Source organism: Streptosporangium jomthongense (assembly GCF_042650425.1).
GTDB lineage: Bacteria > Actinomycetota > Actinomycetes > Streptosporangiales > Streptosporangiaceae > Streptosporangium.
This window is the reverse complement of the sequence record NZ_JBHSBC010000020.1, coordinates 79448-99161: the sequence shown is the minus strand read 5'-3', so window position 1 is coordinate 99161 and position 19714 is coordinate 79448. Positions and strand designations below refer to the sequence as shown.

The 19714-nt window shown below is 68.5% G+C and carries 17 protein-coding genes and 1 pseudogene; 13 read left to right on the top strand and 5 right to left on the bottom strand.

Annotation, left to right across the window (positions count from 1 at the left end; genetic code table 11):
* Positions 1–496 precede the first annotated feature (496 nt).
* The 4 genes from ACFOYY_RS20510 (at position 497) to ACFOYY_RS20495 (ending at position 6266) form a co-directional block, all read left to right on the top strand.
* Complete coding sequence (locus tag ACFOYY_RS20510) at positions 497–3202, top strand: transglycosylase domain-containing protein (RefSeq protein ID WP_386190864.1); 2706 nt, start codon at positions 497–499, stop codon at positions 3200–3202.
* Positions 3202–4509 (top strand): glycosyltransferase family 87 protein, encoded by a 1308-nt coding sequence (locus ACFOYY_RS20505; RefSeq protein ID WP_386190861.1) that lies wholly within the window; start codon positions 3202–3204, stop codon positions 4507–4509. The genes ACFOYY_RS20510 and ACFOYY_RS20505 overlap by 1 nt, the downstream gene beginning before the upstream one ends.
* 10 nt (positions 4510–4519) lie before the next feature.
* Positions 4520–5386, top strand: a complete 867-nt coding sequence (locus ACFOYY_RS20500; protein WP_386190859.1) for a hypothetical protein — start codon at positions 4520–4522, stop codon at positions 5384–5386.
* A gap of 121 nt (positions 5387–5507) precedes the next feature.
* Positions 5508–6266, top strand: a complete 759-nt coding sequence (locus ACFOYY_RS20495; protein WP_386190856.1) for a deoxyribonuclease IV — start codon at positions 5508–5510, stop codon at positions 6264–6266.
* A gap of 165 nt (positions 6267–6431) precedes the next feature.
* Here the strand turns inward: ACFOYY_RS20495 and ACFOYY_RS20490 are convergent, their stop codons facing one another.
* The gene (locus ACFOYY_RS20490; protein WP_362781993.1) at positions 6432–6740 is read right to left on the bottom strand and encodes a hypothetical protein; all 309 of its coding nucleotides are present in this window, start codon (positions 6738–6740) and stop codon (positions 6432–6434) included.
* A gap of 217 nt (positions 6741–6957) precedes the next feature.
* On the opposite strand from ACFOYY_RS20490, the gene rpsF reads away from it, so the two are divergent.
* The 7 genes from rpsF to ACFOYY_RS20455 all read left to right on the top strand — a co-directional run bounded on the left by rpsF (position 6958) and on the right by ACFOYY_RS20455 (position 11380).
* A complete protein-coding gene (gene rpsF, locus ACFOYY_RS20485) occupies positions 6958–7248 on the top strand; it encodes a 30S ribosomal protein S6 (RefSeq protein WP_068928239.1) in 291 nt (96 codons plus the stop codon).
* Positions 7249–7324: 76 nt separating this feature from the next.
* Entirely contained in the window at positions 7325–7909 is a 585-nt protein-coding gene (locus ACFOYY_RS20480; protein ID WP_352013655.1) for a single-stranded DNA-binding protein, read from the top strand.
* Positions 7910–8018: 109 nt separating this feature from the next.
* Positions 8019–8255: a 30S ribosomal protein S18 gene (rpsR, locus tag ACFOYY_RS20475; RefSeq protein ID WP_012895699.1), complete on the top strand. Its 237-nt coding sequence runs from the start codon at positions 8019–8021 to the stop codon at positions 8253–8255.
* A gap of 14 nt (positions 8256–8269) precedes the next feature.
* A complete protein-coding gene (rplI, locus tag ACFOYY_RS20470) occupies positions 8270–8716 on the top strand; it encodes a 50S ribosomal protein L9 (protein WP_352013656.1) in 447 nt (148 codons plus the stop codon).
* 167 nt (positions 8717–8883) lie between these two features.
* Positions 8884–9768: an ABC transporter substrate-binding protein gene (locus ACFOYY_RS20465; RefSeq protein ID WP_386190851.1), complete on the top strand. Its 885-nt coding sequence runs from the start codon at positions 8884–8886 to the stop codon at positions 9766–9768.
* Positions 9768–10631, top strand: coding sequence for an amino acid ABC transporter permease (locus tag ACFOYY_RS20460; protein ID WP_386190848.1), 864 nt, complete (start codon positions 9768–9770; stop codon positions 10629–10631). The genes ACFOYY_RS20465 and ACFOYY_RS20460 overlap by 1 nt, the downstream gene beginning before the upstream one ends.
* Positions 10628–11380: an amino acid ABC transporter ATP-binding protein gene (locus ACFOYY_RS20455; protein ID WP_386190845.1), complete on the top strand. Its 753-nt coding sequence runs from the start codon at positions 10628–10630 to the stop codon at positions 11378–11380. Before ACFOYY_RS20460 ends, ACFOYY_RS20455 begins: the two co-directional genes overlap by 4 nt.
* A 3-nt stretch (positions 11381–11383) precedes the next feature.
* Here ACFOYY_RS20455 and ACFOYY_RS20450 read toward each other — a convergent pair whose 3' ends face one another.
* Both ACFOYY_RS20450 and ACFOYY_RS20445 read right to left on the bottom strand, forming a co-directional pair.
* Positions 11384–12805, bottom strand: coding sequence for an APC family permease (locus ACFOYY_RS20450; protein ID WP_352013660.1), 1422 nt, complete (start codon positions 12803–12805; stop codon positions 11384–11386).
* A gap of 218 nt (positions 12806–13023) precedes the next feature.
* Complete coding sequence (locus ACFOYY_RS20445) at positions 13024–14334, bottom strand: MATE family efflux transporter (RefSeq protein ID WP_386190841.1); 1311 nt, start codon at positions 14332–14334, stop codon at positions 13024–13026.
* A 327-nt stretch (positions 14335–14661) separates the two neighbouring features.
* Here ACFOYY_RS20445 and ACFOYY_RS20440 point away from each other — a divergent pair, with 327 nt between their 5' ends.
* Positions 14662–17964, top strand: a complete 3303-nt coding sequence (locus tag ACFOYY_RS20440) for a replicative DNA helicase (protein WP_386190839.1) — start codon at positions 14662–14664, stop codon at positions 17962–17964.
* Between the two features lie 140 nt (positions 17965–18104).
* On the top strand, positions 18105–18680 hold the full coding sequence (locus ACFOYY_RS20435) for a YdeI/OmpD-associated family protein (RefSeq protein WP_362917214.1): 576 nt from the start codon (positions 18105–18107) through the stop codon (positions 18678–18680).
* Positions 18681–18683: 3 nt separating this feature from the next.
* Here ACFOYY_RS20435 and ACFOYY_RS20430 read toward each other — a convergent pair whose 3' ends face one another.
* Positions 18684–19421: a phosphodiesterase gene (locus ACFOYY_RS20430; RefSeq protein ID WP_386190836.1), complete on the bottom strand. Its 738-nt coding sequence runs from the start codon at positions 19419–19421 to the stop codon at positions 18684–18686.
* 19 nt (positions 19422–19440) lie between these two features.
* A pseudogene (locus tag ACFOYY_RS20425) lies at positions 19441–19581 on the bottom strand (zinc-binding dehydrogenase); the annotation flags it as partial.
* Positions 19582–19714 lie beyond the last annotated feature (133 nt).

Here is a 19714-nt window from a genome sequence, read left to right as displayed (position 1 = left end):
CCCAATGTGGGAAATTCCACGCTCGGATGGGGGTGGTCTGCCATCGTGGTCCGTGGAACCAGCTGACGGCCTCACCCGTCCTCGGGAACGGAGATCCGCCCCAAAGGGGCGGCTACCAGTGAGCCAAGGCGCTGAGAAAGATCGCGTTCACGCGGTAATCTCACCCGCCTGCACGCCGTCGTAGACCCCGATGACCGAACGAGGACGCGTGAGTTACAGCAACAGCCATGACCCGGAGCCGTACGGGCGCTCTCAAGCCCCTGACGCGTCTCGCCAGGGACGGCGCCGTCGCTCAGGCACGGGAGCCGCTTCCTCCGCGGTTCCCCCGCCACCGCTTCCCCAAACCGGAGACGCCGGTCAGGCGACCCAGGTTTACCCCCAGCCGAACTTCCAGGGACGGCCGCCTTACGGTGCCCCTGGTCCTGGGCAGGGCGGGCAGGAAGCGCCCCCGCTCGGTGGGCGCAGGGCGGAGGCCGCCTTCGAGGACACCCAGGCCATGCTGGCCGCCCAGGCCGGAGGCTCGTCGCCCACGGCCCACACGGCCGTGCACCAGTCCCCCATGCCGCAGGCCGCCCCGCAGGCGGGACCCGGCGCGCGGGCGGCCATGGACGACCAGGCCACCCAGATCGGCTCGCCCATGCAGGCGGCGGGACCGGCCACGCAGATGAGCACGGGCGCCTCAGGAGGCCCGGCGGCCCCCGGCGGACGCAGGCGCGCGCGCCGCGGCTCCGCGGCGCGGGCCGACTTCCAGGGACAGGGCCGCGCCGAGCAGCTCGACGGTCCTGGCGGCGGTGGCCCCATGGGTCCCGGCGGAGGCGGTGGTCCCGGCGGCCCCGGTGGCCCTGACGACGAGGACGGTCGCAAGCCGCGGCGCACGGGCTGGAAGCGCTTCGTGCCGAGCTGGAAGATCGTGGTCGCGGGCTTCACCATCTTCGCCGCGGGCATCTTCGGCATGATCGCCGTCGCCTACGCCAACACCCCCGTCCCCACCACCGCGCAGGACGATGTGGACGACCAGGGCAGCGTCGTCCACTACGCCGACGGCAAGGTCCTCGCGCGTCTGGGCGTCAAGCGCACGCCGGTGACGATCAAGGAAATCCCCCTATGGATGCAGGACGCGGCCATAGCGGCGGAGAACCACTCCTTCAGGGAAGACAGCGGCATCGACTTCAGGGGCATGGCCCGGTCGCTGTGGAGCACGGTCAGCGGCGCCCAGGTTCAGGGAGCCTCGACGATCACCCAGCAGATGGCCCGTAGCTACTACGACGGGCTCAGCAAGGAGGTCTCGATCCAGCGGAAGATCAAGGAGATCTTCGTCGCGATCAAGATCAGCAAGACCCTGCCGAAGGACGAGATCCTCACCCGCTACCTGAACATCATCTACTTCGGTCGCGGCGCCAACGGCATCCAGGCGGCGTCGAAGGAGTTCTTCGGCAAGAACGTGCAGCAGCTCACCCCGCCGGAGGCCGCCTACCTCGCGGGCCGCATCCAGAACCCCGGCAACTTCGACAGACTTGAGGCCAACGGCAAGTACGCCGCCACCAAAGAGCGCTACCAGTACGTGCTCAACAACATGGTGAAGCTGAACCCCGGCAAGTACGACAAGTACGCCACCTTCCCGTTCGAGAGCCTCAAGTTCAAGAAGATCAAGACGACTGAGATCAACAAGGGCCTCCGGGGCTACATGCTCGACATCGTGTACCGGGAGCTCGCACGGCGCGGCATCAGCAAGGAGCAGCTGGACACCGGGGGCTACCACGTCTACACCACCTTCGACGAGCAGAAGATGAAGGACGCGCAGAAGGTGGTCAAGGCCCGCACCGCCAACCTGGAGTCCACCATCCACGCCAGCGTCGCGTCGGTGGACCCGAAGACCGGCCGGGTGGTCGCCTTCTACAGCGGGGACGACTTCACCAAGGACTTCAATAACCGCGCCTTCGACTCGGCCAAGCAGGCGGCCTCCGCGTTCAAGCCCTACGTGCTGGCGGCGTGGCTGGAGAAGGGTTACGCGCTGGAGAGCTACATCGACGGCGTCTCCTCGATCAAGATGCCCGGCACGACCCCCATCAGGAACTCGCACGTCGCGCCGTACGGGCCGATCACCACGGTCAAGGCCATGGCCGACTCGGTGAACACCGTCTTCGCCCAGATGGGAGAGACCGTCGGCCTCGACGAGGTGGCCAGGATCGCCAAGGACGCCGGAGTCGGCGAGCGGGTCAAGAACTACCCTCTCTACGGGGGGAAGAACGCGGTCGACTGGGCGGTCGAGAACCAGAAGTACCAGACCACCATCGGTGTCTCCTCCGTCACCGCGGTCGAGCAGGCCGCCGGTTATTCGATCTTCGCCAACGCCGGCAAGCACGTCGACTGGCACACCATCATCAAGGTGACCAACAAGGCGGGGCTCGTGCTCGCGGAGGAGAACATCGAGCGGCAGGTCATCAGCCCCGAGGCGGCGGCCGACGCGACCTTCGCGCTCCAGGCCGTCGTCAAGCAGGGCACTGGAACCGCCGCCAACCTGGGCGTGCGCCCGGTGGCCGGAAAGACCGGCACGAACAACGAGAACAAGGACGCCTGGTTCGTCGGCTTCACCCCGCAGATCGTCACCGCGGTCGGCATGTCCAAGGACGTGCCCTACAGCAAGCCGCAGGGACAGGCGGGAAGGCACAAGCTCAAGGTCGACAAGTACGGCCTGCCGAACCGCAAGCTCAAGGTCGTGTACTGGGAGGAGGAGCCCATGCCCTCCTTCATCGGCGGTGGCGGCACTCCCACCCAGATCTGGCACGACTACATGGCCCTGATCACCGCCAAGGACAAGGTCGAGCAGTTCCCCCCGAAGGCGGACAGCGGCACCCTGAACAACCTGGCGACGCCGAAGCCGACCCCCAGCCCCACGCCGACCGAGACCTACAACCCCGACGACGGTGGTTACGGCGACTACGACGGTGACGGGAACGGCGACCAGGGCGGTGACCAGTGTCAGCCCGGGGACATCTCCTGCGACTCGTCGCTGGACGACAACGGCACCGGGACCGGTCAGCGCGAAGACCCTGACGGCACCGGCGACGGCACCGGCGACGGCACCGGCGACGGGATAGGCGACGGCACGGGAGACGGAACCGGCGACGGCATCGGGCTCGACTCGGGAGCCGCGCCGGGTGCGGCCGTACCTGATCCAAAACCGACAGGACAACACCATTGATGAAGAGCGCCCAGACAATGCCTGTCGCGCTGCCCTCCTTAGGCGCGCGAGTCACCCCCTACATCCCCCTGGCCCTCTTCGGGGCCCTGGGGGCGGTGCTCTCCTTCCTGTGGAAGTGGCCCTGCCGGTTCGGCGGGGCCTGGAACGACGGAACCCTGCAGTTCACGAACTTCTGTTACACCGACATCTATCCGCTGTGGTGGAACGAGAAGCTCAGCGAGGGCAAGATCCCCTACTTCGACTATCCGGTCGAGTACCCCGTCGGCATCGGCGGGATCATGGAGATCTTCCGTAGGATCGCCTCCTCCATGGCTGATCCCGCGGTCGCCTTCTACGACCTGACCGTGATCCTCATGGCCCTGTGCCTGATCGTCGGCGTGGTGCTCATGGCCGCGCTCGCCGGTCCCACCCGGCGCTGGGACGCGCTCTGGTACGCCCTGGCCCCCTCGCTGATCCTCACCGCCTACATCAACTGGGACCTGGCGGCCGGCGCCCTCGCCCTGGCCGCGATGTTCGCCTGGTCGAAGCAGCGGCAGTGGCTCGCGGGCGTCATGCTCGGGCTGGCCATCGCCACGAAGTTCTACCCGGTGATGTTCCTCGGCCCGCTGTTCCTGCTGACGGTGCGCACCGGGAAGTGGAAGCCGTTCCTGCAGACCGTCGGCGGCGTCGCGGCCTCCTGGCTCGTGGTCAACGTCCCGGTCATGCTTGCCGCCTTCCCCGGCTGGAGAAAGTTCTACGTCTTCAGCCAGGAGCGGCGCGCCGACTGGGGATCCATCTGGTACTTCTTCGGCAACAAGCAGTGGCCGTTCCTGGGCGATCCGGCACGGCTCGACATGCTGGGCATCGTCTCGCTCGGCGCCTGCTGCCTGGCGATCGCCGTGCTCGCGGTGACGGCCAAGACGCGGCCCCGGCTGATGCAGCTGTGCTTCCTCACTCTGGCCGCCTTCATGATCACCAACAAGGTGTGGTCGCCGCAGTACGTCCTGTGGCTGATCCCCTTCGCCGTCCTGGCCAGGCCGAACTGGAAGCCGATCGCCCTGTGGCAGATCGCCGAGTGCTGGTACTTCTTCGCGATCTGGCTCTACCTCCTGACCCAGAGGCCGGAGAGCGCGGCCCTCGGCATCACCGACGACACCTACTTCACCGCCGTGTGGGGCCGGGTGATCACCATCCTGATCATGATGGGCTTCGTGGTGCGCGACATCCTCAGGCCGGACAAGGACGTGCTCAGGCAGGACGGGATCGACGACCGGTCGGGCGGGGTCTTCGACGGAGCCCCCGACAAGTTCAGGTTCGCCCTCTCCTGAGACACAACCGTTGACCCTGTTCGCCGCGCCCCTGTTCACGACCGACTGGTCGCTGACGGGGGCGCTCGTCTCGGTGGCGGCCTGCGCGGTGGCCGTGGTGGCGCTGGCCAAGCTGGCAGACACCGAGACGGCCGAGCCTGAGGGGCGGCGCCCCGGTGGCCGGCGGGCGGCCGTGGCGCTGCTGCTCTGGCCGACGTCGGTGTTCCTGGTGGCGGGCTACGACGAGTCGTTGTTCCTGGCCCTGGCGATCCCCGCCTGGCTGGCCGCGCGCCGGGGCCGCTGGCCACTGGCCGCCGCCCTGGCCGCGGGCGCGTCATGCGTACGGATCACCGGGCTGTTCCTCGCCCTCGCCCTGATCGTCGAGTTCTTCGGCTCCGGCACCCCGGTACGGCGGGCGGGATGGCTGGCGCTGCCGTTCGCGCCGTTGCTGCTGCGCTCCGGCTGGCAGCGGCTCAACGGCGGAGACTGGCTGACCTGGGGGCAGGCGCAGGAGGCGGGCTGGGGTCGGTGGTTCGTGTGGCCCTGGGAGTCGCTGGCCTCGATCTGGCGCTCCGCCCTCGCCGAGGAACGCTCCGCGTTGCTGTTCCAGATGGAACTCGCCGGGGCGGTCTTCGCGGTTGGGCTGGTGCTGCTGTTGCTGTTCCTGCGGCGCTGGAGCGAACTCGTCTACGTGGGGCTCCAGGCGGGAGTTCTGATCTGTTCGGCCTCCTACCTGGCGATTCCGCGCGCCGTACTGCTGTGGTGGCCCGTCTTCGTGCTCGTGGCCAGGGCCGGCGCCCGGGGACGCTGGTGGGTGCTCGTCGTCTACGCGCTGCTGACGACCCCCCTGATGCTGCTCAACGCGCTGACCTATCTGGAGAGTGTCAGGGCGGGGTAATCATCCCTACCCACTTCCGGCGAAAAGTAATCCAGAAAAGTTATCCACAGGCTGGGGATTACCATCCCTTGTCGTGGACGGAGCCCCCGTACGGCTTGCCGAAACGGCTACGCTCGAACACATGCCGCTAATCGGAGCTCATGTCGACCAGGACGATCCCCTGACCCACGCCAGGGCGCGCGGCGCGGAGGTGGCGCAGTTCTTCCTCGGAGACCCGCAGGGCTGGAAGGCCCCCGTCATCGGGGACAAGACACGGGACATCAAGGACTCCGACGTCGCCGCCTACGTCCACGCCCCCTACGTCATCAACGTGGCCACCTCGAACAACCGGATCCGCATCCCCAGCAGGAAGCTGCTCAGCTCCCATCTGGCGGCGGCGGCCGAGGTCGGCGCCAGGGGCCTCATCGTGCACGGTGGCCACGTCAACGCGGGCGACGACCCCCAGAAGGGCTTCGACAACTGGCGCAAGGTGTTCGAACGCCTTGAGGAGCACGAGGTCCCGGTGCTCATCGAGAACACCGCGGGCGGCGGCAACGCCATGGCGCGGAAACTGGAGAGCATCGCCCGGCTGTGGGAGGCCCTCGACGGCTTCGACGTCGGATTCTGCCTGGACACCTGCCATGCCTGGGCCGGAGGCATCGACCTGGAGCAGGCGGTCGAGCAGATCATGGCCATCACCGGCCGGATCGACCTGGTCCACTGCAACGACTCCCGCGACGCCGCGGGCTCGGGCGCGGACCGGCACGCCAACCTCGGCGCGGGCCAGATCGACACCGACCTCATTCTCGCCGCCTGCCGGAAGGCCAACGCCCCCATCGTGGTCGAAACCCCCGGAGACGGCCAGGCGGAGGACATCGCCCTGCTGAGAAAAGCTCTGTAGCTTTGCGCCGCCTGCGGCGTCGCGGGCTTGGGCGCTTCGGGTCGGCGCTTTCCCTCGTCACTGCGTCGCTTCGCTCCTGCGTTCCTCAGTCCAAGCACCGACGCGCCCAAGCCGACACTCCTCACACTTGGCGCCGGTAGGGACGTCTGGGGCGGAGGGGCGGCTTCAGGGGTAGAAGCCGCCGTGGTAGATGCCGAAGGCGACGCCTACGAAGGAGGCCACGATGCCCACGATGTTGAGGGCGCGTTCCGGGGTCGTCGCCGAGACGTACTGGGAGTAGAGGCCGCCGACGAACCCCACCACGCCAAGCCAGCAGGCGACCGCGTGCGCGGCGGGGAAGAACCCGGCGACGAAGGCGATCAGACCGCAGGCGATGGTGACGACGCTCAGGACGTTCTGCACGGGATGCCGCTGACCGTCGTTGTCCAGTATTCGGGAGATCGGGTTTCCAGATAGACGAGGCGCGTCGGGCATGGTTCCACCTCCCCTTTCCTCTGCTAGAGGAGTGCCCGCGTCCTGACGGCCCAACCATTGACAGCCTGGTAGGCTGGCACGGCTACGTCGCATGGGTGTGTCATCGCCACCCTCCGCCATGGGCGCCGAAATGGGCGTCCGCGGTGAAGACGTCAGCGTCCTCCTGTCACGACACGGTGTCGTGACCGCAAAAGTCCAGAGGAGGTTGGAAGCCAGCATGCGTCGTTACGAAGTGATGGTCATCCTCGACCCTTCGCTCGATGAGCGCACCGTGGCCCCTTCCCTCGACCAGTTCCTCAGTGTCGTCCGCAACGACGGCGGCACCGTGGAGAAGGTCGACGTGTGGGGTCGTCGCAGGCTCTCCTACGACATCGCCAAGAAGCCCGAGGGCATCTACGCCGTCATCGACCTGACCGCCGAGCCCGCGACGGTCAAGGAGCTCGACCGGCAGATGAACCTCAACGAGGGCATCCTCCGCACCAAGGTCCTGCGTCCGGACGTGCACTAACCCCGACTTTTGTCGGGAGGCAGCCGTACTCTGAGCCGATAGACCGCGAAAGGCCGCAGGAAGGGCAACGCTAGCCATGGCAGCAGGCGACACCACGATCACCATCGTCGGCAACCTCGTCGACGACCCCGAGCTGCGTTTCACCCCTACGGGGCAAGCCGTGGCCCGGTTCCGCATCGCGTCCACTCCGAGGTTCCTGGACAAGCAGACCAACGAGTGGAAGGACGGCGAAGGCCTGTTCCTGACCTGCAACGTGTGGCGGCAGGCGGCGGAGAACGTCGCCGAGAGCCTGCAGCGCGGCATGCGGGTCATCGTTCAGGGACGGCTGCGCCAGCGGTCCTATGAGACCAAGGAAGGCGAGAAGCGCACGGTCTACGAGGTCGAGGTCGACGAGGTCGGCCCGTCCTTGAGGAACGCGACCGCCAAGGTCAACAAGACCGCCCGTCAGGGCGGTGGCGGTGGCTTCGGCGGCGGTCCCGCCAACGACCCGTGGGCCTCGGCCGCGCCCGCTCCCCAGGGGGGCGGCAACTACGGCGGCGGCGGCAACTACGGCGGCCAGCAGTCGGGTGGCGGCTTCGGCGGCGGTCAGCCGTCGGGCGGCAACTACGGCGGCGGCAACAACTTCGGTGGCGGCGACTTCAGCGACGAACCGCCCTTCTAGGTCCATCCACGGCCGTCCTCCGGGACGGCCGGGACCGCATTGAGAAAACCAGTCCATATCCGCAGCGACCATTCCCGCCGCACGGCGGGGCTCTGAAAGGAGCACCACGATGGCCAAGCCGGCACTGCGCAAGCCTAAGAAGAAGGTTTGCCTGTTCTGCCACGACAAGATCTCCTACGTCGACTACAAGGACACGGCGCTGCTTCGGAAGTTCATCTCCGACCGCGGCAAGATCCGTGCCCGCCGGGTGACGGGCAACTGCACCCAGCACCAGCGTGACGTGGCGACCGCTATCAAGAACGCTCGTGAGATGGCGCTCCTGCCGTACATGAGCACCGCGCGCTAAGGAGGTCCGGACAGATGAAGCTCATTCTCACCAGTGAGGTCACCGGCCTCGGCGCCCCCGGCGACATCGTCGAGGTCAAGAACGGCTACGGCCGTAACTACCTGCTCCCCCGTGGCTTTGCGATCCTGTGGACCCGCGGTGGCGAGAAGCAGATCGCCTCGATCAAGAAGGCGCGCGACGCCCGCGAGATCCGCGACCTGGGCACCGCCCAGGAGGTCGCCGGTCAGCTCAAGTCCCTCAAGGTGGTGCTGAAGACGAAGGCGGGCGAGTCCGGCCGTCTCTTCGGTTCGATCACCACGAGTGACGTCGCCGAGGCCGTCAAGGCCGCCGGCGGCCCGGTGCTCGACCGCCGTCGCATCGAGATCGCCTCCGCGATCAAGAGCCTCGGCTCCCACCGGGTCAGCGTCAAGCTGCACCCGGAGGTCTCCGCAGCTCTCGACGTCGAGGTCGTCGCGGCCTGAGGCCACGCCGACACCGTACGAGATCGTCGGTGACAGGGCTCCCTTCCCGCTGGAAGGGGGCCCTTGTCCGTTTGGGAGGCGCTATTCCCGACCGATGGGGCTGGTTAACTTACCGTTACCGACAATACGTACAATTCGGGAGTTGTCGTTTCCCCTGGAGGTCCTCCATGCTTCGCCCCTCGATGCTGCTCGCACTCGGCGCCCTCGCCGCCACCGCGGTCGCCTGTGCGCCCGCGTCGGATTCGACGACCGGCACGGGCGCCGACGCCGACAAGGCCGACGCGTCCGCACCCGCCACCTCCTGCGCCAAGGACCAGCTCGCCCTGAAGACGCCGGGCAAGCTGACCGTCGGCACCGACAAGCCGGCCTACGAGCCGTGGTTCAAGGACGACGACCCGTCCAACGGCAAGGGCTTCGAGAGCGCCGTCGTCTACGCGATCGCCAAGGAGCTCGGCTTCCAGAGCGGTGAGGTCGCCTGGTCGACGGTGAAGTTCGACTCGGCCTTCGCCCCCGGCGCCAAGCAGTTCGACTTCGACCTCAACCAGGTCTCCGTCACCCCCGACCGGGCCAAGGTCGTCGACTTCAGCGACGGCTACTACACGGTCAAGCAGGCCGTCGTCGCGCTGGCCGGTTCGAAGACGGCCGCCGCCACGGACCTGGCGGCCCTGAAGACCGCCAAGATCGGTGTGCAGGTCGGGACGACCTCGCTGCAGGCGGTCAAGGACGTCATCCAGCCCTCCGCCGAGCCGAACGTCTACAACGAGCAGATCGACGTGGTGAACGCGCTGAAGAACAAGCAGGTCGACGCCGTGGTCGTGGACCTGCCGACCGCCTTCTACGTGACCGCGGCCCAGGTCGAGAACTCCAAGCTGGTCGGCCAGTTCGGCGCCGCCTCCGGCACGCCCGAGGTCTTCGGCGCGGTCTTCGAGAAGGGCAGCCCGCTGGTGCGCTGCGTCAACGAGGCGATCGGCAAGCTGTCCGGCTCCGGTGAACTGGCCAAGATCGAGCAGGAGTGGCTCGGCTCGGCGGCGGGCGCTCCGGAGCTGAAGTAGTGACCGTCCGACCCTCGCCGGACGCCTCGGGCTGGGTGAAGAGCGCCCGGCAGGTGGAGCGCGAACGCCTGCTCAGGCGGCGTTCGGTCCGCTCGGGGTCGATCGCGACCGTCTCGACGCTCCTGGTGGTCGTCCTGCTGGTCTGGGGCGTCACCGCCTCGCCCGGCTGGGTGCGGGTCAGGGAGACGTTCTTCGACCCCGAGCAGTTCGTCAGGGCCTTCCCCGACGTGCTGAGCGGCTTCCTGCTCAACGTCAAGATCTTCCTGATCGCCGAGCCGCTGGTGCTGCTCGTCGGCCTGGCGGTCGCGCTGGTCCGCGGCCTCAGGTCGCCGGTGTTCTTCCCGTTGCGCGCCCTCGCGGTCGCCTACACCGACGTCTTCCGCGGTGTGCCGACCATCCTGGTCATCTACCTCGTCGGCTTCGGCCTGCCCGCCCTCGGTCTGCAGGGCATGCCGACGGACCTGGCGACGCTGGGCGTCATCGCGCTCACGCTGTCCTACGGCGCCTACGTCGCGGAGGTCTTCAGGGCGGGCATCGACTCCGTCCACCCCAGTCAGATCGCCGCGGCCAGGTCGCTCGGGCTGGGACACGGCGGCACCATGCGGCACGTCGTGCTGCCGCAGGCCGTACGGCGGGTGGTGCCGCCGCTGCTCAACGACTTCGTCTCGCTGCAGAAGGACACCGCGCTCGTCGCCACGATCGGTCCGCTCGAAGCGCTGCGCCAGGCCCAGATCCACGCCGCGAGCACGTTCAACTACACCCCCTACCTGGTCGGGGCGTTGCTGTTCATCCTGCTGACCATTCCGCTCGCCCGTCTCACCGACTATCTGGCGGCCAGGTCCCAGCGGCGGAGGGGCCAGTGAAGGACACGAATCTGCTGACCGTCGAGGGCCTGTGGAAGAGCTACCACGGCCACGCCGTACTGCGGGGCATCGACCTTGAGGTACGGCCTCACGAGGTGGTCTGCCTGGTCGGCGCCTCGGGGTCGGGCAAGTCCACGCTGCTGCGCTGCGTGAGCCTGCTGGACACCGTGGACGACGGCGCCATCCACCTCGACGGCAGGGACATCACCGACGTCCGCGCCGACCCGGACGCGGTGCGCAAGCGCATGGGCGTGGTCTTCCAGGCCTTCAACCTCTTCCCGCACATGACCGTGCTCGACAACATCACGCTCGCCCCCCGCAAGGTGCACGGCGTCGGCAGACGGCAGGCCGAGGAGCAGGCCCGTGAGCTGCTGGAGAGGTTCGGCCTGGCGGACAAGGCGGGGGCCTACCCCGACAGGCTCTCCGGGGGTCAGCAGCAGCGGGTGGCCATCGTCAGGGCGCTGGCCGTCAAGCCGCTGCTGATGCTGCTCGACGAGGTGACCTCCGCGCTCGATCCCGCGCTGGTCGCGGAGGTCCTTGAGGTCGTCAGGGAGCTCAAGGCGAGCGGGATGACCATGATCCTGACGACCCACGAGATGGGTTTCTGCCGGGAGATCGCCGACACCGTCTGCTTCCTCGACGGCGGCGTGCTGCTGGAGAAGGCGTCTCCCGAGGAGTTCTTCACCGACCCCAAGGAGCCGAGGACCAGGCAGTTCCTGCGCAGTGTGCTCGACGCCCGCCGCATCTGAGCCTCAGCGTCTGTGCCGTCCCCGCAGGCCGGAGCCGGCGGGGCCGCTCCCGTTCCCGGCGAGCACGCTGTTGTGCCTGCCGTACAGGAGGTAGACGAGCAGGCCGACGGCCATCCAGGCGGCGAAGTACAGCCAGGTGACGATCTGGAGGTTGACCAGCAGCCACAGGCAGGCGGCGATCGAGGCGACCGGCACGAAGGGGGAGAACGGCACGCGGAAGCCCCTGGGCAGGTCGGGCATGGTCCGCCGCATCCTGAGGACTCCCGCGGCCACGGCCACGAAGACGAACAGGGTGCCGATCACGACCAGCGGTTCGAGCGTGAGCACCGGCACGAACTCGGCCATGAGGATCGCCACGACGCCGATGAGCAGCGTCACCCGGGTCGGGCTGCGGTAACGCCGGTCGACCCTGGCCAGTGAGCGGGGGAAAAGGCCGTCCCTGGCCATGGAGAACATGACGCGGGTCAGGCCGACGAGCAGCACCAGGACGACCGTGGTGAGGCCCAGGACCGCGCCGAGGTTGATGACGTGCACCATGAAGCCCTCACCCGCCGCGCGGAAGGCGTTGGCGAGCGGCGCCTCGGTGTCGATCCTGTCGTAGGAGATCATGCCGACCATCACCAGCGCGACCGCGATGTAGACGACCGTGGTGACGATCAGGCTGCGGATGATGCCCTTGGGCACCGACAGGGGGGCGTCCTCGGCCTCCTCGGCGGCGGTGGCCACGACGTCGAAGCCGATGTAGGCGAAGGTGATGACCGCCGAGGCGGCGAAGATGCCGAACCAGCCGAACGCGCCCGGCTGGCCGAACAGCAGGCCGAGCAGCGGTGAGTGCAGGGCGTCGACGGACGGCCCGGCGGGGGCAGGGGGAACCGGGATGGCCGACAGGTTGCGCTGGTCGAAGTGGGTGACGCCGACCACGATGACGGCGCCGATGGCCAGCAGCTTGGCGGCGACGATGACGCGCAGGGCCCGCAGGCCGATCCTGGTGCCCAGTGTGATCACGACCGTCATCAGCACCAGGATGAACAGTGTGAACAGGTCGAACCCCTCGGAGCGGCCGACGAACGAGGCCAGGGGTTCGGGGAAACGCACTCCGAGGTCGGTGAGCAGCTGGGCGGCGTACAGCGACCAGACGCGGGAGACGCCCGCGCCGGCCAGCAGCAGTTCGAGCACCAGGGCCCAGCCGACCGCCCAGGCCCAGACCTCGCCGAAGATGACGTAGGTGAAGGTGTAGGCGCTGCCCGAGGTGGGCAGCGCCGAGGATAACTCGGCGAAGCAGAAGGCGACGAGCAGGCTGGTGATACCGGCGATCATGAACGAGAGGACGACGCCGGGGCCCGCCATGGTGGCCGCCTGGCGTCCGGCGAGGCTGAAGATGCCCGCACCGATCATGACGCCGACGCCCATGACCACGAGGTCCATGGGGCCGTACGCCCTGGGCAGGCCATGGCGCGCGCCGCCGGTCCATCGGTTTGTCGCTTCACTGGGGGGTAGGCGGCGGACGATCGACGAGGAGTGACCTTCGGGCACGACGTGTCCCAATCATGGAGGGTGGACAACCGTATTGCCGGACTGCTCACAGTGCCGCAGGGGGCGCCGTGGGACAAGAGTCTGCTGGTTACGTGGCGGACACCTCCCGATCACGCACCGATCACCAGCCACGCCCCGCCTCTGGCCCGCAGCCCCAGGGCGAGGAACCGGGCGCCCATCCACACCCCCAGCGCCAGCCACAGCATGACCAGACCGCCTCCCGACAGCACGACCGCCAGCGCGACCGGCAGGTAGGCCAGCGTCGTCCACAGGCCCGCCCAGGCGAGGTAGCGCTGGTCACCGGCGCCGATGAGCACCCCGTCCAGGACGAAGACCACTCCGGCGACCGGCTGCAGGAGCGCCACGACCAGCAGCGGGCCGAGCAGGTGCTCCGTGACCTGGGGGTCGGCGTCGAAGACACCCGGCACGAACGGCCTGGCGGCGAGGACCAGGAGCCCGAGCACCACGCCGGAGCCGACCCCCCACCCGACCATCCTGCGGGTCGCCTGCCGTGTCGCCTCGGCGTCCCCGGCGCCCAGGGCGTGGCCCGTGATGGCCTGCCCGGCGATGGCGATGGCGTCCAGGGCGAAGGCAAGCAGCGTCCAGATCCTGAGGGCGATCGTGTGGGCCTCGATCTGTCCCTCTCCCATGCGGGTGGCCAGCGTGGCCGCCACGGCCAGCACCACCTGCAGGCACGCCGTACGGATGATCAGGGCGACCCCGGCCGTTCCCGCCGACCTGATGCCCGCCAGGTCGGGGCGGATCGGAGCGCCGTACCGGCCGAAGACGAGGGCCAGGTAGACGACGGCGCCCAGCGACTGGGCCAGCACCGTGCCCCAGGCGGAGCCCGCCACACCCCAGCCGAGGCCGAGGACGAACAGGACGTTGAGCAGCGCGTTCAGCGCGAAGGAGCCGACCGAGACCAGCAGCGGGGTCGTGGTGTCCTGCATGCCCCGCAGTACGCCGGTCCCGGCCAGCACCAGCAGCATGGCGGGCACGCCGAGCAGGCTGATCCGCAGGTAGGTCACCGCCTGCAGGGCCATCTCCCCCTCCGCGCCGACCAGGGAGACCAGTGAGGGCGCGAGCGGCCAGACAACGGCGATGATCGCCAGCCCGGCGGCCGCGGCCAGCCAGAGGCCGTCGCCGCCGTGCCGTACGGCCCGCGCGGTGTTGCCCGCGCCGACCTGACGGGCCACCGCGGCCGTCGTGCCGTAGGCGAGGAAGACGCACAAGGAGACCAGCGCGCCGAGCACCGTGCTCGCCACGCCGACGGCGCCGAGCGCGGGCGCGGGCAGGTGGCCGACGATGACGGTGTCGGTCAGCAGGAACAGGGGTTCGGCCACCAACGCTCCGAAGGCGGGGACCGCCAGACGCAGGATCTGCCTGTCATGGTCGCGGCCCGTCCGGGAGGTAAGCGGCATAGCTGCATTGTGTCTCTTACCGCCGAGGAGGCCGTCGGCGGGACCAACGGGACAGCCGGGGAGGCTCACGGCGTGTCGCCGCAACTTTCTTTTCTCCACAGGCAGTGGATTAAGTTTTCCCAGCTCAGCAAGGCCTTGTGGACAAACCCCACTGGTTATCCACAGGACTTTCCCCAGGCTGCCCACATGTCTGGCCGAGAACTGCACACCTTATCCACACCCCTGTCGACAGGCTGCGTTGCCACGTCGTCCGGGGGACGCGAGACTGTCAGACCGGTCGGCTAAACCTTAAGATGGCGAAACCATGTTCGAATGAGGGGGTGCGAGGTGAGCATCGCGGAGCCACCTGTCTTCGAGCCTGGATTCGAGCGCACCCCGCCGAACAACATCGAGGCCGAACAGTCCGTCCTCGGCGGCATGCTCCTGTCCAAGGACGCCATCGCCGACGTCGTCGAGATCCTCAAGTCCGACGACTTCTACCGCCCCGCCCACCAGCTCATCTACGACATCATCACCGACCTGTACGGCAGGGGCGACCCGGCCGACGCCGTCACCATCTTCGGTGAGCTGCAGAAACGCGGCGAGGTCGCCCGCGTCGGCGGCGCCGCCTACCTCCACACGCTGACCTCCGTCGTGCCGACCGCCGCCAACGCGGGCTACTACGCGCGCATCGTCCGCGAACAGGCCATCCTCAGACGCCTCATCGAGGCGGGCACCCGCATCGTCTCCTTCGGGTACGGCGGGCAGGACGAGGAGGTCGACGACCTCGTCGACCGCGCCCAGGCCGAGATCTACAAGGTCACCGAACGCCGCACCTCCGAGGACTACGTCCCCCTCGCCGAGATCATGCCGGGTGCCCTCGACGAGCTTGAGGCCATCGGCGGCAGAAGCGGCCAGATGGTCGGCGTCCCCACCGGCTTCCAGGACCTCGACGGCCTCACCAACGGCCTCCACCCCGGCCAGATGATCGTCGTGGCCGCCCGGCCCGCCATCGGCAAGGCGCTCGCCCTCGACACCCCCCTGCCGACGCCGGACGGCTGGACCACCATGGGCGAGGTCGGCCGGGGCGACCACCTCATCGGCGCGGACGGCAGGCCGACCCGGGTCGTCGCCGTGACCGACGTGCTGCACGGACGACCCTGCTACGAGGTCGAGTTCGACGACGGCACGGTGATCGTCGCCGACGCCCTGCACCAGTGGCGGACGGTCCACGCCGTGGTGACGACCGAGGAGATCGCCCGCACGCTCCGCGCCGAGGACGGCGGGCCCGCCCACGCGGTCGCGGTCGCGGCGCCGTTCGACCTTCCCGAGCGCGACCTGCCGGTGCCGCCGTACGAACTCGGGGGCGGGCGTATCCCCCCTGCCTACCTGCGGGCATCCCTGGAGCAGCGCCGCGAGCTGCTCAAGGTCCTGGCGGGCGGCGATGAGCGGGTCCGGATCCCCGCGACGGAGGGACCGCTCGCCGAGGACGTCCTCGAACTGGCCCTGAGCCTCGGCCACCGGGCGACCATGAGCGGGTCCGTGATCGACCACGTGATCGACCTCGCCACCGAGCCGGTGCGGCACGTCGTGGACGTCAGGGCGGTGCCCTCGGTGCCGGTCAGGTGCGTCGAGGTGGACAACGCCGACCACACCTACCTCGCGGGAAGGGCCTGCGTGCCCACCCACAACAGTACGCTCGGGCTGGACTTCGCCAGGTCCGCCGCGATCAGGCACGGCATGACCACCGTCGTGTTCTCGCTGGAGATGTCGCGCAACGAGATCACGATGCGTCTGCTGTCCGCAGAGGCCAAGGTGTCGCTGCAGTCGATGCGCTCGGGCACGATGACCGACGACGACTGGGCCAAACTGGCCAGGCGGATGGGCGAGGTGGCCGAGGCGCCGCTGTTCATCGACGACTCGCCCAACATGTCGATGATGGAGATCCGGGCCAAGTGCCGCCGCCTCAAACAGCGCAACGACCTGCGCTTCGTCATCATCGACTACCTGCAGCTGATGTCCTCGCCGAAGAAGACGGAGAGCCGTCAGAACGAGGTCTCGGAGATCTCCCGATCGATCAAGCTCCTCGCCAAGGAGCTTGAGGTCCCGGTCATCGCGATCTCCCAGCTGAACCGTGGTCCGGAACAGAGAACCGACAAACGCCCCATGGTCAGCGACCTTCGCGAATCCGGATGCCTGACCGCGGACACCAGGGTTCTCCGTGCCGACACCGGAGCCGAGGTCTCCCTCGGCGAACTGCTGGAACGCGACGAGCGAGACATTCCCGTCTGGTCGCTGGACGAACGACTCCGCCTCGTGCCGCGCACGATGACCCACGTGTTTCCCAGCGGGGTGAAGGAGGTTTTCCTGCTCCGCATGAAGTCGGGGCGTGAGATCAGGGCTACGGCCAACCACCCCTTCATGACCTATGATGGCTGGCTCCCGCTGGACCGGCTCGGCGAGGGGACACGGCTGGCCGTACCCCGGCATGTGCCCGCTCCCCGGCAGCTCAAAGAGTGGCCGCAGGAGAGGGTCGTGCTCCTGGCTCACATGATCGGCGACGGGTCGTTCGTCAGGTCTCAGCCGATTCGCTACGCCAGCAAAGACGAGGCGTGTCTGACGGCCGTGACCGAGGCGGCCACGCACTTCGGTGTTACGGCGGTTCGGGATGACTACGAGGCGGCCAGGGTGACCACCCTGCGGTTGCCCGCCCCCTATCGGCTGACCCACGGCAAGCGCAACCCGATCGCCGCCTGGCTGGACACGCTCGGCCTCTTCGGACTGCGCAGCCACGAGAAGTATGTTCCCGACGAGGTCTTCTCACTGGCCCGGTCTCAGACCGCCCTCTTCCTCAGGCATCTGTGGGCGACCGACGGCTGTGTCTGGTGGGACGAGAAGAACGGCCAGGCACGTGTCTACTACGCATCGACGAGCCGGCGTCTGGTGGACGACGTCGCCAGGCTCCTGCTGCGTTTCAACGTGATGACACGGATCAAGCAGGTCCGCAAGGGAAACCACCGTCCGGGCTACCAGTTGCACGTCTACGGTGCGGAGAACCAGCTCCGCTTCCTCGACGACATCGGCGTCCACGGTGAACGGGCCGAACAGGCCGCGCGCTGCGTCGCGGCATTGCGTGAGGTCACGGGTAACACGAACCTCGACACGATTCCTCGTGAGGTCTGGGATCGTGTCAAGGACGTGCTGGCGGACAAGCGGATGACCCATCGGGAGTTCTCCTCCGAGCTCGGCACGCAGTTCTGCGGTAGCGCCCTGTGGAAGGGCGCTCCCAGTCGGGAGCGTCTGGGCAGGGTCGCCGTGATCCTGGACGACGCCGAACTTGAGATGCTCGCGACCAACGACGTCTTCTGGGACGAAGTGCTGTCGATCGAAAGCCAGGGGGAGGAACCTGTCTACGACGCCACGGTCCTCGGTACCCACAACTTTGTGGCGAACGGCATCAGCGTCCACAACTCCATCGAGCAAGATGCGGACATGGTCATCCTTCTGCACCGGGAGGACGCCTACGAGCGGGAGTCTCCCCGGGCGGGTGAGGCCGACCTGATCGTGGCCAAGCACCGTAACGGTCCGACCGCCACGGTCACCGTGGCCTTCCAGGGGCATTACAGCCGTTTCGTCGACATGGCGCACTGAGACGCCCGGTCCGTTGTGGACGGGAGGGGCAGGGCCGTTCCCGGGCCGGTACGTGCCCCTCGCCGGGGGCCGTCCCACGGCCCTGTCGTACCCGGTTTGCGGTGGTTTCGGAGGCGGCTCCCACGTGGTTGACTGGCGCGATGAGTGATGATCCGGAGAGTCTCTTCTTCCCTTCGGCTGAGGCGTTCGAGGAATGGCTGGCCGCCAACCACGCCTCCTCGTCAGGGCTCTGGCTCAGGGTCGCCAGGAAGGTGCCGGGGGTCGAGTCGCTGGACTACCCCCAGGCACTCGACGTGGCGCTGTGCTACGGCTGGATCGACGGGCAGAAGAAGGGCTTCGACACCACGTACTGGTTGCAGCGGTTCACCCCGCGCAGGCCGCGGAGCAGGTGGTCGAAGGTCAACCGCGACAAGGTCGCCGCACTGCTCGAACAGGGCAGGATGCAGCCCGCGGGCCTGCTGGAGGTCGAGCGCGCGAAGGAGGACGGCCGCTGGGAGGCGGCCTACGAAGGGTCGCGGACCGCGACCGTCCCCGAGGACCTGGAGCTCGCCCTGGCCGGCAACCCCGCCGCGCGGGAGTTCTTCGCGACGCTGGACAGCCGTAACCGCTACGCGGTCCTTTACCGTGTCCAGGACGCCAAGAAACCGGAGACCAGGGCACGCCGCATCGAGCGGTACGTCACGATGCTCGCCGAGCACAAGAAGATCTACCCCTGAGCCCTACAGGATCGGCCGGACATGGGTGGTGAGGCGGTCGCCGTCCAGGACGTGCAGGGCGATCTGCGGCGGCAGGGAGAGGTCGAACGAGCGGCGTTCCGCGGTCTCCGTGGGCAGGAGCAGGGTGTTGATCACACCGGGGGCGACCAGCAGGGGACGACCGGCGAACCAGGTGCTCGCGGGGGTGTGGGCGTGCCCGGCCAGGACGGCGACCACCTGGGGGTGACGGCTCAGGACGGCTTCGAGCCGCTCGGGTTCGCGCAGCCGGATGTCGTCCACGTACGGGATGCCCAGCGGGACGGCCGGGTGGTGCATGCCCACGAGGGCCGGGACGTCGGGCGACTCGGCGAGCACCCCGTCGAGCCAGGCGAGGGTCTCCTCCGTCAGCAGGCCGTCGTGCCGTCCGGGAACGCTGGAGTCGCACAGGGCGACGACGAGGCCGTCGAGCCGCAGGACCTGGTTGACGGGGTCGTCGCCGTCCTGGTCGAGGAGGACCTTGCGGAAGGCGGCCCGGGAGTCGTGGTTGCCGGGGCAGATCACGGTCGGGTGGCGTGAGGTGAGCGCCTGTCTGGCGATCTCGTACTCCTCCACCGTGCCGTGGTCGGCGATGTCCCCGGTCACGATGACGGCGTCGAGCGGACCGGGCAGACCGTCCAGGTGACGCATGACGGCTCGGGTCCGTTCGATGCTGCGGGGGGAGTCATCGATGTGGATGTCGCTCACGTGGGCCAGTGTCAGCATCGTCCAAGATTGACATGCGTCAGGGGAGCAGGACGAGACGCCCCCTGAGGCCGCCCCGGCTGAGCCGTTCGTGGGCCTTCGCGGCGTCGTCGAGGGGGAGGGTGTCGGCGACCCTGAGGCTCAGCCGTCCCTCACCCGCCAGTCCGGCGAGCTCGGCGAGCCGTGCGCCGTCGGCGCGGACCTAGACGTTGGACACCCTGGTGCCGCGCAGCGGGCGGGGGACCGCGCCGTCGAGGACGGCCACGAAGGAGCCGCCGCCGCGCACGGCGGTGAGCGCAGCCGTACCGACCACG

Coding starts and splice junctions, on each gene's coding strand:
- ACFOYY_RS20510 (WP_386190864.1), top strand. CDS start 497: ATGCTGGCCGCCCAGGCCGGAGGCTCGTCGCCCACGGCCCACACGGCC.
- ACFOYY_RS20505 (WP_386190861.1), top strand. CDS start 3,202: ATGAAGAGCGCCCAGACAATGCCTGTCGCGCTGCCCTCCTTAGGCGCG.
- ACFOYY_RS20495 (WP_386190856.1), top strand. CDS start 5,508: ATGCCGCTAATCGGAGCTCATGTCGACCAGGACGATCCCCTGACCCAC.
- ACFOYY_RS20490 (WP_362781993.1), bottom strand. CDS start 6,740: ATGCCCGACGCGCCTCGTCTATCTGGAAACCCGATCTCCCGAATACTG.
- rpsF (WP_068928239.1), top strand. CDS start 6,958: ATGCGTCGTTACGAAGTGATGGTCATCCTCGACCCTTCGCTCGATGAG.
- ACFOYY_RS20480 (WP_352013655.1), top strand. CDS start 7,325: ATGGCAGCAGGCGACACCACGATCACCATCGTCGGCAACCTCGTCGAC.
- rpsR (WP_012895699.1), top strand. CDS start 8,019: ATGGCCAAGCCGGCACTGCGCAAGCCTAAGAAGAAGGTTTGCCTGTTC.
- rplI (WP_352013656.1), top strand. CDS start 8,270: ATGAAGCTCATTCTCACCAGTGAGGTCACCGGCCTCGGCGCCCCCGGC.
- ACFOYY_RS20465 (WP_386190851.1), top strand. CDS start 8,884: ATGCTTCGCCCCTCGATGCTGCTCGCACTCGGCGCCCTCGCCGCCACC.
- ACFOYY_RS20450 (WP_352013660.1), bottom strand. CDS start 12,805: ATGGACCTCGTGGTCATGGGCGTCGGCGTCATGATCGGTGCGGGCATC.
- ACFOYY_RS20445 (WP_386190841.1), bottom strand. CDS start 14,334: ATGCCGCTTACCTCCCGGACGGGCCGCGACCATGACAGGCAGATCCTG.
- ACFOYY_RS20435 (WP_362917214.1), top strand. CDS start 18,105: ATGAGTGATGATCCGGAGAGTCTCTTCTTCCCTTCGGCTGAGGCGTTC.
- ACFOYY_RS20430 (WP_386190836.1), bottom strand. CDS start 19,421: ATGCTGACACTGGCCCACGTGAGCGACATCCACATCGATGACTCCCCC.